This window comes from Alcanivorax sp. S6407 (genome assembly GCF_023016115.1).
Classification (GTDB): domain Bacteria; phylum Pseudomonadota; class Gammaproteobacteria; order Pseudomonadales; family Alcanivoracaceae; genus Alcanivorax.
On record NZ_JALKBH010000004.1, the window covers coordinates 493,510 to 506,297 of the forward strand.

The window sequence follows — 12,788 nt, forward strand, 5'->3', positions numbered from 1 at the left end:
GTCCGCGTTTCAACTTTGAACTTTCAACTTTAAACTGTCTCCCATGAAAAAAATCTGTGTGTATTGCGGCTCCAGTTCCGGCAAGGGTGACGCCTATCTTTCAGCGGCGGATTCCCTCGCGCAGGCATTGGTGGAACGCGAGCTGGGACTGGTCTACGGCGGTGCCAGCATTGGCGTTATGGGCGCACTGGCGAAAGCGGTGATGGAGCGCGGCGGCGAAGTGATCGGCATCATGCCGGAAGCACTGATGAGCCGGGAAATCGGCAGTGATCACCTGACCGAATTACAGGTGGTAGCTTCCATGCATGAACGCAAGGCCGCCATGGCGGAGCAGTCCGATGGGTTTATCGCATTGCCCGGTGGCATGGGCACCTTCGAAGAACTGTTCGAAATTCTTACCTGGGCCCAGCTGGGCTTTCACAACAAACCCGTTGGCTTGCTCAACATCAACGGTTACTACGATCATCTGCTACGCTTTCTGAACCACGCTGTTGATGAGGGACTGCTGCGCCAGCAGCACCGGAAGCTATTGAGGGTCTCCGAAACAACCGGGGATTTGCTGGACAGTTTTCTCACCGAACCAGCCCCGCTGCTGGATATCTGGATCGAGAAAAAGGATCAGTTGTAAAAGAAACGCTGCAGGCAACACGCTTCATGCAGCACGCAACACAATCGCGAGTTTCGAGTTTCGAGTTTCGAGTTTCGAGTTTCGAGTTTCGAGTTTCGAGTTTCGAGTTTCGAGTTTCGAGTTTCGAGTTTCGAAGAGAAAAACCCAACCCGACGATAACCGAAAGGTTTTTTCTTGATCTTTTTCCTTTCGCAACTCGAAACTCGTACCTCGTAACTCTCGCCCTTTCTCACACTACCCTTTCAGCGTTGCATGCCACTCTTTCAATGCCTGCAGCTGCTTGGCAATCATTTCCCGCGTCTTCTCGTCTGTGAGATTACCGTTCTCATCGCACTTCTGATGTGCGGCAGACACGAACACTTCCGGCTTGTTAAGTGGATGCACATCCAGGTAGACCAACACCTGGCGTAAATGATACTGGCTGCGACTGGTTCCCATGCCGCCCATGGCAGCCCCCATGATGGCCGCCGGCTTGCCGGCAAAAATACTCCCCGGCACCCGTGACAACCAGTCGATGGCATTTTTCAGCACGCCTGGAATCGAAAAGTTGTATTCCGGTGTAGCAATAATCAACGCGTCAGCGTTGCGGATCTGATCGGCCAGATGATCCACCGCTGCCGGTTTGCTGTCGCCATCTTCGTCACCGTTATAAAGCGGAACAGCGGAAATATCTGCCTGCTCGATGAGCATGCCTTCCGGAGCCAGATCGGCCGCAGCACGAATCAACCCGGAGTTGAAAGAGTTCTTTCGCAAAGAACCTGAAATCGCCAATACTTTCATATGACACCTCCCTGTCTGTGTCTTTCGTGGATTCCACCCTGGGCATGAAAACTTTTTGCAAATACCCTGTCACTTTTTACGTCTGAGTAATGACAGATCGTGGTAACCATGATTACCTGAAGTTGATCGGGCGAACGGCAATTTTCTGCCACCGCTTACCTATAAAAACCAACAAGGACCTGTTTATGGATCTGTTACGCATCCTGATTGCCATTCTGCTTCCTCCCCTGGGCGTGTTTCTTCAGGAAGGGCTGGGCAAACATTTCTGGATCAATATCGTGCTGACCCTGTTCGGCTATCTACCGGGCATTGTGCATGCGGTGTGGGTGATCGCCTCTCGCTAGCCATCATGATTGAACTTTGTGCAGCCCCCTTTCCTGTCTCCTGCTGTGGGAGCGTGCTTGCACGCGAAATGACGAAACAACCAAACCCGTTCACGTGCAAGCACGCTCCCACAATACGTTGAGATCAGGCTGTCAGGGTACCATCGCGATAATCACTCAGGGCCTGATTGATCTCGTCCTGGGTGTTCATCACAAACGGACCGTACTGCGCGATCGGCTCGCCAATAGGCTTTCCCGCCAGCACCAGTAATCGTGCTCCCTTTTTTCCTGCCTGCACGGTGACCGAATCACCGTCGGTGAGTGTGGCAAGGTGATCACAGGATACTGTTTCACCCGCCACTAACAGCTCGCCCTCGAACACATACAGGAAACTGCCATAACCTGTCTTGACCGGTACCGTCAGGCTTTCGTCCGGACGCAATACCACATCCAGATACAACGGATCCGTTGCCCCACCTTTTACCGGCGCGATGAGCACCTCATCACCCAGGGTCACTTCCCCGGCAATGATCTTCACCTGACCACCCGTGGACAGATCCAGCCTCGGCATCTCGGTATCAGCAATATCCCTATAGCCAGCTGGTTTCATTTTTTCTGCCGCCGGCAGGTTGATCCACAACTGAAAGCCGCGCAGCAGACCATCCTGCTGTTGTGGCATTTCTTCATGAATGATGCCGCGCCCGGCGGTCATCCACTGCACGCCACCCTGCTTGAGATCACCTTCATTGCCCAGGTGATCGCGGTGGCGCATATGACCTTCCACCAGATAGGTTACGGTCTCGAATCCGCGATGAGGGTGGGCCGGGAAGCCGGCGATGTAGTCGTCCGGATTATCCGAAGAGAATGCATCCAGCATCAGGAACGGATCCAGGCGCACCATCGGGTTGTATCCCAGCGCACGCTTGAGACGAACGCCAGCGCCATCGGATGTATCCAGAGCCCGAATCGTATTGAGAATGGTGCGTTCCATGGGAACCTCCTGATAAGTAGTTTCGAGAAGCGAGTACCGAGTTTCGAAAATCAAATGAGCACTACGTCTTTGCCTTTCGCTTCTCGCAACTCGCAACTCGTTACTGGTTGATAATTTCTCGCTCCCCCAATCGCTCGCGATCGTGAGGGGTGTGCCAATCCAGCTGCGGGCCGATGGAGATGATCCCATGGGGATTCACCGTCGGGTGGCTGCAGAAATAGTGATGGCGGATGTGGGCCATATTCACGGTTTCTGCTACCCCTGGCAGCTGGTAAATATCCTTGAGAAAACCCTGCAGATTCGGGTAATCACTGATCCGTTTGCGGTCACATTTAAAGTGAGTGACATACACCGGATCAAAACGTACCAGTGTAGTCCATAAACGAATGTCCGCTTCGGTGAGCGTGTTACCTACCAGGTAACGCTGTTCACCAAGACGCTTTTCCAGCTCTTCCAGACGGGAAAACAACGTCGTCACCGCTTCGTCATAGGCTTCCTGACTGGTGGCAAACCCACTCTTGTACACGCCGTTGTTGACGTCGTGATACACCGGCTCGTTGATGGCATCGATTTCTGCCTTCAGCGTATCGGGATAATAGTTACCCGGCGTTGCGCCCAGTGCATCGAAGCTGGTGTTGAGCATGCGAATGATTTCAGCAGACTCGTTGCTGACAATGGTTTTCCGTTGCTTGTCCCACAACACCGGCACGGTGACACGGCCGCTATAGTTGTCATCCGCTTTCAGGTACAACTCATAGAGTTTTTGAAATCCGTACAGGTCATCACCGGTGGCATCGTCAAAGTCGTCACGCAGTTCCCAGCCGTTTTCCAGCATGTGCGGATGCACCACGGACACACCGATATGATCCTGCAATCCTTTCAGTGCTCGCACGATGAGGGTGCGATGCGCCCAGGGGCAGGCATAGGAAACATACAGGTGATAGCGCCCGCTTTCGGCAGCAAAGCCATCGGTACCGCTGGGACCCGCCTCTCCATCGGCGGTGATCCAGTTGCGGAACTGGCTTTCGGAACGCTTGAAACGACCACCGGTGCTTTTGGTGTCGTACCACTTGTCCTGCCATTTGCCATCTACCAACAGTCCCATGATTCACTCCATTCGTTGCCAGCTTCGTAGGGCGGAAATTGGCGTCAGCCACAAGAAAAACGCAGAACAGCCGAAGGCTGGCCCCGCAGGGGTGAACGCCAGTGAATAATCTCCGCCGTGACGTTTTCGGCGGAGATACCCTATCGGGTATTTCCGCCCTACGAACCTTCAACTAATCGCTGCCTTCGCTTCTTCCAGGGCCTTCGCCTTGATGTCATCACCCATGTTCAGACCTTCTGCGAATACGAAGTGCAGGTCGGTGATACCCACGAAGCTGAAGAACAATTTGATGTACGGAGTCACCGTATCATTCTCCGTGCCGGCGTAGAGACCACCGCGAGCAGCCAGAACAGTGACTGGTTTGTCGTCGATCAGGCCAATCGAGCCGTTCTCCGTATAGCGGAAGGTGATGCCCGCCCGCGCCACGTGATCAATCCAGCTCTTCAGCTGGCTGGGGATGCCGAAGTTGTACATGGGCAGGCCCAGCACCACCTGATCTGCTGCCTTCAGCTCGTCGATCAGGGTCATGGAGAAATCATCCACCTGCTGCTGCTCGGCGCTGCGCTGGTCTGCCGGGGTAAAGAAAGCGCCGACGCGGTCGCCGTCCAGATGTGGAATCGGGTTGGCGCCCAGATCTCGCTCCACGATGGTGGCCTCAGGATGCTCGGCTTTCAGGGCCTCGACCTTGGCGTTGACCAGGGTGGAGGAGTTGCCGCCATCGCTGAAAACACTGCTTTTGATTACCAGAATATTCATGACACTCGCTCCATCTACGTGCTGCCGACCTGAGCGGCCGGGGTGTATTAATTCGATGAAGCTATTGTGATTTCAGTTTAACCGATATAAAACGGAGTAAATTTGCTTGTTTAGGTCAGGTAATTCGATATGTCAGCCAAAATATCCCTGGATCAGTGGCAAGCGCTGATCGCAGTGGTGGATGAAGGCGGTTATGCCAATGCCGCAGAAGCACTGGACAAGAGCCAGTCCGCCATCAGCTATGCGGTGCAGAAGATCGAGACTGAACTGGGGGTACGCGCCTTTGCCCTGGAAGGCCGCAAGGCCAAGCTGACGGAAACCGGGCAGATGCTGTATCGGCAGGCGAAGATTCTGGTGGATGAAGCGGAACGCATCGAGAGCACCGCCATTCAGCTTAGTCAGGGCTGGGAGCCGCTGGTACGGGTGGCGGCGGATGCCCTGTTCCCCCAGCAATGCATGCTCACGGCGCTGGATGCCTTTGCCCAGCAAAGTCCGCTGACGCGGATCGAATACGTGGAGACCGTGCTGTCCGGGTCTGATGAGGCCCTGCTGCGCAAGGAAGCCGATGTGGTAGTGAACGCACGGATTCCACCGGGCTTTGTTGGCGAGCCGCTGATGCGGGTGCGCTTTCTTGCCGTGGCAGCGGCGGACCACCCGCTCAACCAGGCGGAAAGCCTGACCCATGAGGACCTCCGCCAGCATCGCCAGATCGTGATTCGCGATTCCGGCAGTCGCCGCATTGATGCCGGCTGGCTGGGGGCCGAGCAGCGCTGGACGGTGTCCCATTCTTCCACCCGGATCGCCGCTATTCGCCGCGGCCTGGGCTTTGCCTGGGTGCCGGATGCGGAAATCGGCAACAGCCTGGACACTGGCGAACTCAAGGTGCTGCCCCTCAGCGAGGGGGTAGAACGCTTTGTGGATCTGCATCTGATCTACGCTGATGGCCAGTACGCCGGTCAGGCCGCCCGCTTTCTCGGGGAACAGATTCGTCAGGCTGCTGCCAAACCCTGCTCCGGCGTCACGGTTTCCTGACTGCCCGCCGGCGATAATGTTTCGACTGGATAGAGGGAGAACCCCATGCGATCACTGATCCTGTTACTCAACTGCCTGTTGCTCAGCGCCTGCGTCAGCCCGGTGGTGATCGACCAGCAGGGTGATGTGTCGCCGAGTCGATACCAGACCTACGCCTTCATTGAGCAGGATGAAGACACCCCGCGCGCCCTGGACGATCAACGGGCCCGCAAGGCACTGGAAACCGCCCTGGCGGAAAAGGGGCTGACGCCAGCGGCAGCGGAGCAGGCAGATATTCAGGTGCGCCATTTCTTCAAACGCGAACAACGCTATGATGGCTCGGTGATGCAGTTCGGATTTGGTTATGGCTTCAACAATGTCGCGGTAGGTGCCACCACCCCGGTGGAAGGCGAAATGACCGAGGAATTCAAACTGGTAGTCCAACTGGTGGATCCGGCCAGCAACAATGTGGTGTGGCAGGCCACCAGTCGTGACCGTCTACACGACGAGATGAGCAGTGAGCGGCGCCAGGCCCACATCGATAAGGCCGTGAAGGACATGTTCGAACGCTTTCAGTAAGCTCTGCGCCGACTCAACTCGATATCTTGTTTTTCCTAGGAGCCCGTTTGGACGCCGTAATCATCGGGCCCCTGGCCCTGCCTGCCCCCGCCTTTATCACTCTGATTGCCCTGTTCGCTGCCCTGCTGGCCTGGCAATGGTGGCAAAAACGCCAGCGTGAAGAACAGGGTGACGGGATTCTCTGGCTGACCGCGCTGAGCGGCCTGCTGGGCGCGCGCCTGGCCTTCCTGTGGCGCTATCAGGATCAGTATGACGGCTTGGGAGCCATGCTGGATGTGCGTGATGGTGGCTGGTGGTGGCCCGGCGTCCTGCTGGCTTTGCCCGTCATGGGCTGGTGGCTGTGGAAAAGACCGCAGCAGCGGCCTGGGCTGCTGACCGCACTGGGCGCTTCCGTAGCCAGCGCCACCCTGGTCACCGGCGTGCTGCTGACCTTGCGCTCGCCGTCAGCGCCCCTTCCCGACGTTACGCTCTACAATCTGCAGGGTGAGCCTGCCAGCCTGCACAGCCTCACCACCGGCCAACTTACCCTGATCAACCTGTGGGCCAGCTGGTGCCCACCCTGCCGGCGGGAAATGCCGGTACTGCAGGCCGCCCAGCAACGTTACCCCGAGCTACGCGTGCTACTGGCCAATCAGGGCGAAGAAACTGACCTGGTACGCCGCTATCTGACCGAGCAGGGGCTACAATTCAATTTTTTGCTAATGGACCCCCAGACCCTGCTAGGCCAGTATGCCGGCAGCAGCGGCCTGCCATTGACACTATTGGTAGATGCCAACGGCAACGAACTGGCGCGCCACTTCGGACCACTGTCCGCCGCCAGCCTGCATCACTTTATCCTGCCCCATCTGCCCGGAGACATTCGATGACCCCTGCTCGCCTGCTGCTGATGTTGTTGTTGCTGCCATTACTGGCTCAGGCCAGCAGCGAACCCGACATGGATGCCTTGCTGGAACGCCTTGAGGCGAGCCAGTGGGTGGCAGAGGGGCCGAAAAAGCCCGAGCGGGTAGCCTACCTGTTCACTGACATGGCCTGCCCGTACTGTGCAAGCCTGTGGCAGAACATGCAGCCGATGGTGAACGACCCCGACAACACCCTGCAGGTACGCCATATCATCGTCGGCCTGATTCACCCGAAACGCAGTTTCACCCAGGGCGCCGCCGTGCTCGCCGCCCGCAACCCGGCCGATGCCCTGGCGCGTCACGAAACGCAATTCCAGCAGGGCGGCATCCGCCCACTGGAACCGGTGCCGCCGGCAGTACGCAGCCAGATCCACAGCAACACCGGCCTGATGATCACCCTCGGCCTGCGCGGCACCCCGACCCTGTTCTACCCCGGCCGCAGCGGCAAGTGGTACAGCGCGTCAGGGGTAATCAGTGAGGGGGATTTGCGGGAGAAAGTGTTTCGACTTCAGTGAACAGTTAACAGTGAATAGTGAACAGTGCGCGGTAGCGCATTGGGATTACTGAAAGGCAGGAGGCCGCGCCAGGATCAGGGTGCGGCCTTTTTGTTGGGATCAGTTAACTAACGCCGGCAGTGTTGTAGTGCGATTGCCGCGGTCCAATGCTTTGCGGGAACAGAAGCCCGCTATCGCGAGCTGTTCACTATTCACTGTTAACTGTTAACTGTTAACTGCTAGTCGGTTAGCCAACTCACCTTCCCCTGACACACCGTCAGCTTGACGCTGCCCTTGAGCACGCTGCGGCGCCAGGGGGAGTTGCTGCCGGCGGAGAGCCAGTGTTCGGCGTAGTCTTTTTCGGCGCTGGCATCCAGCACGCAGAGGCTGGCCGGACGGCCGGTTTCCAGCTGGCCGGCCTGGATGCCGAGGCAGCGGGCCGGGGCGGCAGTGACCGCGTCCAGCGCCCGCGCCAGATCCAGTTTGCCTTCGTCCACCAGACCCAGCACCAGTGACAGCAGGGTATCCACCCCGGCCATACCCGGCTTGGTGGCCGGGAACGGGGCGGCCTTGCTGGAGGAACCAATCGGGGTGTGCTGGGAACAGATGGCATCGATGGTGCCATCTGCCACCGCTTCCAGCAGAGCCTCGCGATCGTCGCTACTGCGCAGCGGCGGAATCACATGGCAGTGGCTGTTGAAGCCTTCCAGTGCGGATTCGTCCAGCAACAGGTGCTGGATACTCACGTCCGCCGTCACCGGCAGGCCGCGCTTCTTGGCCGCGCGCAGCAGGCGCAGGGAGTCACGGCTGGAAATCTGCTGGAAGTGGGCGCGCACGCCCGTGGCCTCCACCAGCAGCAGGTCGCGGGACAGGTCCACGCTTTCAGCCACTGCCGGAATGCCCGGCAGGCCGAGGCGGGTGGCCACCGGCCCCTCGTGGGCACAGCCACCGGCACTCAGGGCCGCATCCTGGGGACGGAACATCACCGGCATATCGAAGGTGGCGGCGTATTCCAGACAACGCTTCAGCACCAGGGCATCAGCTACCTTGCCTCCGGCATTGCCCACGGCAATACAACCGGCCTTGGCCAGGGTGGCCATTTCCGCCAGCTGCTCACCTTTCAGGCCCTGGGTCATGGCCGCGATAGGCAGGATACGGGCGAACCCGGCCTGACCAGCCTGCTCACGAATCAGCCGCACCACCGCAGTAGAATCCACCGGACCACAATCCGGCTGCGCGGCCATGTGGGTGATACCGCCGGCCGCCGCCGCACGGGTCTCGCTGGTAATGTCACCGGTACGGCCACTGCCAGGCAGGGACAAATGCACACAGGCATCCACCAACCCCGGCAGCACCCAGTGGCCTTCCGCTTCGATGATGTCCGCGCCGGGGGCATCCAGGCTGGCACCAATGCGCACCAGTCTGCCGTTTTCGATCAGCAGGTCGGCCACGTCGTCGCGGCCGGAGGCCGGGTCGATCACCCGGCCCTTGCGAATCAGGATATGGGCCTTAGCTGCCATGAGCACCTCCCGCCGGAGCGCTGTCCTGGCCGCTGATGGCCATGGACATCACCGCCATGCGCACGGCAATGCCGAAGGTCACCTGATTGAGGATCACCGAGCGGGGGCCATCGGCCACTTCCGAGGCGATCTCCACACCGCGGTTGATGGGACCCGGGTGCATCACGATGGCGTCCTCTTTGGCGTATTGCAGTTTTTCGTTGTTGAGCCCGTAAAGGCGGAAGAACTCGCCTTCGCTGGGCAGCAGGGCGGAATCCATACGCTCTTTCTGAAGGCGCAGCATGATCACCACATCCACGTCTTTCAGGCCGTGGGCCATGTCAGTAAAGACAGTGGCACCCAGCGCCTCGGCATCCACCGGCAACAGGGTCTTCGGCGCAATCAATCGCACTTCCCCGGCGCCCAGGGTATTGAGGGCATGGACCTGGGAGCGAGCCACCCGCGAGTGCAGGATGTCACCCACGATGGCCACCTTGAGCCCCTCGAAGCCGCCCTTGTAGTGACGGATGGTGTACATGTCGAGCATGGCCTGGGTGGGGTGGGCGTGGCGCCCGTCACCGGCGTTGATCACCGCCACGTTGGGGGTCACTTCATTGGCAATGAAGAACGGCGCCCCGGAGTCCTGGTGGCGCACCACAAACATGTCCGCCGCCATGGCTTCCAGGTTACGCAGGGTATCCAGCAGGGTCTCGCCCTTGCTGGTGGCCGATTTGGCGATATCCAGATTGAGCACGTCCGCACTGAGACGCTGGGCCGCCAGCTCGAAGGTGCTGCGGGTGCGGGTACTGGATTCGAAGAACAGGTTCACCACCGTCTTGCCGCGCAGCAGCGGCACCTTCTTGATCGACCGGCCACCCACGTCCACAAAGCTGGCGGCGGTGTCGAGAATGTCTTCCAGAAGGGAACGGGGAAGGTGCTCAGTAGTGAGGAAGTGACGGAGCTTGCCGTCGTCGGTCAGTTGTACGCGGGAGGATGGCGCGAGCGTCATTCTTCAGGCCTTGTGTCTCGTATCTCCGCCACAAGGGGGGCGGGCCCGCGTAATTCTACCCGCTGATGGGGGGGCAATGCCAAAGTTTCGCCACAAATATCGGCACGAATCGGCAATTCCCGGTGGCCGATGTCGAACAGCACCACCAGAGTGATGGAGGCTGGCCGACCAAAATCGAACAGCTCGTTCATGGCCGCGCGGATGGTCCGGCCAGTCATCAGCACATCATCCACCAGCACGATATGCTTGCCATCGATCTCGAAAGGCAGCTTCGACGGCGTCACCGTGGCCTTGAGACCGCGGGTATCGAAGTCATCCCGGTAGAAGGCCGGATTCAGTGTGCCCAGCGACAACGGTGCCGCCAGCTTGCTGTTCAGGGCCTCGGCAACCCAGGCACCACCGGATTCGATCCCCACCAGCACCGGCGATTGATCGGCAAAGCGCTCATCCAGGGCTGCGGCCATGGCCTGCAGATGGGTCTGCAATTGTTGTTCGTCCCAGCTCAAGGCTGTTCTCCAGTCATCATTCCACGGTAGGCGCCATGCTCGCATGGCGAAACACCAAGCATGGCGTCTGTTGTGCCAAGAATAAAGCCTCTCAGGCACATCTCGCGTTTGATCTGGCAGCTGTAGGTACACCAGTTATTCGCTTCGCGCACCCCTTCGGGGCCGCCTTGCAGGCATTCCTCCGCTCGGTGAAGTGCGAACCTGCGGTGATTGTGGTCCCCACCTGGGTGACTCCGCATCTGCTGAGATGCCATCGCACCATGATACGTGCTTGTCCTCGCCGGACGGGCCCAAAGGGGGAACTGGCTCCCCCTCTGGACTCCCCGCCACCCCGACTCCGTTCGGCCTGCTCCGCAGGCACACTCCGGTACTCGCCCTGTGACGGACGCAAAAAAGACTCGCTCCGCTCAGACAGGTTTTTTGCTCTACGCCGTCACAGGGCTCCGTTCCTCGACTCACTCTAACGGGGAAGCTACTTGCTGATGGCATTGGTACGTTTTCATGGCTAAGCGAGTGAAGGCGGGGGGGCATGCATGTCCTCAATTAGCGGTTTCTACGAAGCCGCTGTAGGAGCGAGCCTGCTCGCGATCCGAGCCTAAGCGAGGTAAGGATTCCAGAAGCGCCTTTTTGTGCTGACTGTAGGAGTATCTCTCGAGGTGCGAACCGCGCGTCAGCGCGGAATCGACCGCAGGGCGATCAGGCCATGACCTCCACACCGAATCTCACTGGAGACCAATCTTCTACGATACCCCCATCGCGTGCAGGCACGCTCCCACAACAGTCAGCTACGCTCTTTACCAAACAATCCGATCAAACCTTTCAGTTTTTTGGGATGGGAGTCATCCCGGCCCTCGCTGTAAGTTTTGTACAGTGATGAAACTTGTCCGGTCGCTGCGACTCTAAATTGTGACGGGCATAAACAAGGGATCCGGAATGCCGCTGCGCAACGACAAACAACGCTATGGATGGCTCAGCATCAGCCTGCACTGGCTGGTGGCCGCCACCGTGCTCAGTCTGTTTGCGCTCGGACTGTGGATGGTGGATCTGGGCTATTACGATGCCTGGTATCGCAAAGGTCCTGACCTGCATCGCAGCATCGGCATCCTGCTGTTTATGACCATGCTGTTCCGGCTCGCCTGGCGCCTGCTTTCGCCGCCTCCCTCAGCCCTGCCCAGCCACCAGCGCTGGGAAGTGATTCTGGCGCATCTGGCCCATTGGGCACTCTACGCCCTGTTGTTCATCGCCATGGTCAGCGGCTATCTGATCAGCAGTGCTGATGGCTCATCGGTCTCCGTGTTCGACTGGTTTGCTGTGCCCTCCATCACCGGTCATCAATCCGGCCTGGAAGACACCGCCGGCGACATCCACGAAATCGCGGTCTGGAGCATCATCATCCTCGCCAGCCTGCACGGCCTGGCGGCACTAAAACACCACTTTCTCGATCGGGATGACACCCTGCGCCGCATGCTGGGCCTGTCACCCCGTCAAACCCCTTGAACATGCACCTGTAACCCTTGAGGAAAGACACCATGATGAACCTGATGAAAAAAACCGGCATTGCTGCCGCCGCGCTGCTGCTCAGCAACATGGCCTTTGCCGAACCGGCAGGCACCTACCAGTTCGACAAGCAGGGCGCCCACCAGTTTGTGATGTTCAAGATTTCCCACCTGGGTTACAGCTGGCTGTATGGTCGCTTCAATGATTTCAACGGCACCTTCACCGTGGATGCCGACAACCCGGAAAACAGCAAGGTAGAAGCCACCATCCAGACCGCCAGCGTGGACTCCAACCACGCCGAGCGTGACAAGCACCTGCGCAGCGATGACTTCCTGGACGTAGACAAGTACCCCACCGCCACCTTCAAGAGCACCAGCATCGAACAGACCGGCGACGACACCGCCAAAATCACCGGCAACTTCACCCTGCACGGTGTCACCAAGCCGGTGACACTGGACGCGAAAATGATTGGTTACGGTGACGACCCGTGGGGCGGCTACCGCATGGGCCTGGAAGCCAGCACCAGCCTGAAACTGGCAGACTTCGGCATCACCAAGAATCTGGGCCCGGCCTCTGAAACCGTAGACATTATTATTTCGGTGGAAGGTATCAAGAAGTAATTGCGTTTGTGTTACGGCGGAGATGGGCTCACGCCCATTTCCGCCCTACGACTCAATTAGTCTTAGTTCGTCGATGCGGGATAATGACATT

The 12,788-nt window shown here is 58.7% G+C and carries 15 protein-coding genes; 8 read left to right on the top strand and 7 right to left on the bottom strand.

The window, feature by feature from the left end:
- The first annotated feature begins 43 nt into the window (after positions 1-43).
- Positions 44-628, top strand: coding sequence for a TIGR00730 family Rossman fold protein (locus tag MWU49_RS11950; RefSeq protein WP_246972552.1), 585 nt, complete (start codon positions 44-46; stop codon positions 626-628).
- Between the two features lie 234 nt (positions 629-862).
- On the opposite strand, the gene MWU49_RS11955 is transcribed toward MWU49_RS11950, so the two are convergent.
- Positions 863-1,408 carry an NADPH-dependent FMN reductase gene (locus tag MWU49_RS11955; protein WP_246972555.1) on the bottom strand — a complete coding sequence of 182 codons (546 nt, stop codon included), beginning with the start codon at positions 1,406-1,408 and terminating at the stop codon, positions 863-865.
- Positions 1,409-1,593: 185 nt separating this feature from the next.
- On the opposite strand from MWU49_RS11955, the gene MWU49_RS11960 reads away from it, so the two are divergent.
- Positions 1,594-1,752, top strand: coding sequence for a YqaE/Pmp3 family membrane protein (locus MWU49_RS11960; RefSeq protein ID WP_153498813.1), 159 nt, complete (start codon positions 1,594-1,596; stop codon positions 1,750-1,752).
- A 124-nt stretch (positions 1,753-1,876) separates the two neighbouring features.
- Here the strand turns inward: MWU49_RS11960 and MWU49_RS11965 are convergent, their stop codons facing one another.
- From MWU49_RS11965 to MWU49_RS11975, 3 genes are all read right to left on the bottom strand, one after another.
- Positions 1,877-2,722, bottom strand: a complete 846-nt coding sequence (locus tag MWU49_RS11965; RefSeq protein WP_246972564.1) for a pirin family protein — start codon at positions 2,720-2,722, stop codon at positions 1,877-1,879.
- A gap of 100 nt (positions 2,723-2,822) precedes the next feature.
- The gene (locus MWU49_RS11970) at positions 2,823-3,827 is read right to left on the bottom strand and encodes a glutathione S-transferase family protein (RefSeq protein WP_246972567.1); all 1,005 of its coding nucleotides are present in this window, start codon (positions 3,825-3,827) and stop codon (positions 2,823-2,825) included.
- Between the two features lie 168 nt (positions 3,828-3,995).
- A complete protein-coding gene (locus MWU49_RS11975; protein WP_246972576.1) occupies positions 3,996-4,583 on the bottom strand; it encodes an NAD(P)H-dependent oxidoreductase in 588 nt (195 codons plus the stop codon).
- Between the two features lie 129 nt (positions 4,584-4,712).
- On the opposite strand from MWU49_RS11975, the gene MWU49_RS11980 reads away from it, so the two are divergent.
- The 4 genes from MWU49_RS11980 to dsbG are packed head-to-tail and all read left to right on the top strand — an operon-like array spanning position 4,713 to position 7,587.
- On the top strand, positions 4,713-5,615 hold the full coding sequence (locus tag MWU49_RS11980) for a LysR family transcriptional regulator (protein ID WP_246972578.1): 903 nt from the start codon (positions 4,713-4,715) through the stop codon (positions 5,613-5,615).
- Between the two features lie 45 nt (positions 5,616-5,660).
- Positions 5,661-6,173: a DUF4136 domain-containing protein gene (locus MWU49_RS11985; RefSeq protein ID WP_246972581.1), complete on the top strand. Its 513-nt coding sequence runs from the start codon at positions 5,661-5,663 to the stop codon at positions 6,171-6,173.
- A 47-nt stretch (positions 6,174-6,220) separates the two neighbouring features.
- Positions 6,221-7,039 carry a TlpA disulfide reductase family protein gene (locus MWU49_RS11990; RefSeq protein ID WP_246972584.1) on the top strand — a complete coding sequence of 273 codons (819 nt, stop codon included), beginning with the start codon at positions 6,221-6,223 and terminating at the stop codon, positions 7,037-7,039.
- The gene (gene dsbG, locus MWU49_RS11995; RefSeq protein WP_246972587.1) at positions 7,036-7,587 is read left to right on the top strand and encodes a thiol:disulfide interchange protein DsbG; all 552 of its coding nucleotides are present in this window, start codon (positions 7,036-7,038) and stop codon (positions 7,585-7,587) included. The genes MWU49_RS11990 and dsbG overlap by 4 nt, the downstream gene beginning before the upstream one ends.
- Positions 7,588-7,805: 218 nt before the next feature.
- On the opposite strand, the gene MWU49_RS12000 is transcribed toward dsbG, so the two are convergent.
- The 3 genes from MWU49_RS12000 to pyrR are packed head-to-tail and all read right to left on the bottom strand — an operon-like array spanning position 7,806 to position 10,580.
- Complete coding sequence (locus tag MWU49_RS12000) at positions 7,806-9,086, bottom strand: dihydroorotase (RefSeq protein ID WP_246972589.1); 1,281 nt, start codon at positions 9,084-9,086, stop codon at positions 7,806-7,808.
- Positions 9,076-10,074, bottom strand: a complete 999-nt coding sequence (locus MWU49_RS12005; RefSeq protein ID WP_246972591.1) for an aspartate carbamoyltransferase catalytic subunit — start codon at positions 10,072-10,074, stop codon at positions 9,076-9,078. The genes MWU49_RS12000 and MWU49_RS12005 overlap by 11 nt, the downstream gene beginning before the upstream one ends.
- The gene (gene pyrR / locus MWU49_RS12010) at positions 10,071-10,580 is read right to left on the bottom strand and encodes a bifunctional pyr operon transcriptional regulator/uracil phosphoribosyltransferase PyrR (protein WP_246972593.1); all 510 of its coding nucleotides are present in this window, start codon (positions 10,578-10,580) and stop codon (positions 10,071-10,073) included. Before pyrR ends, MWU49_RS12005 begins: the two co-directional genes overlap by 4 nt.
- 933 nt (positions 10,581-11,513) lie before the next feature.
- On the opposite strand from pyrR, the gene MWU49_RS12015 reads away from it, so the two are divergent.
- Positions 11,514-12,077: a cytochrome b gene (locus MWU49_RS12015; RefSeq protein WP_246972595.1), complete on the top strand. Its 564-nt coding sequence runs from the start codon at positions 11,514-11,516 to the stop codon at positions 12,075-12,077.
- Positions 12,078-12,109: 32 nt separating this feature from the next.
- The gene (locus MWU49_RS12020) at positions 12,110-12,697 is read left to right on the top strand and encodes a YceI family protein (protein ID WP_246972597.1); all 588 of its coding nucleotides are present in this window, start codon (positions 12,110-12,112) and stop codon (positions 12,695-12,697) included.
- The last annotated feature ends 91 nt before the right edge of the window (positions 12,698-12,788 follow it).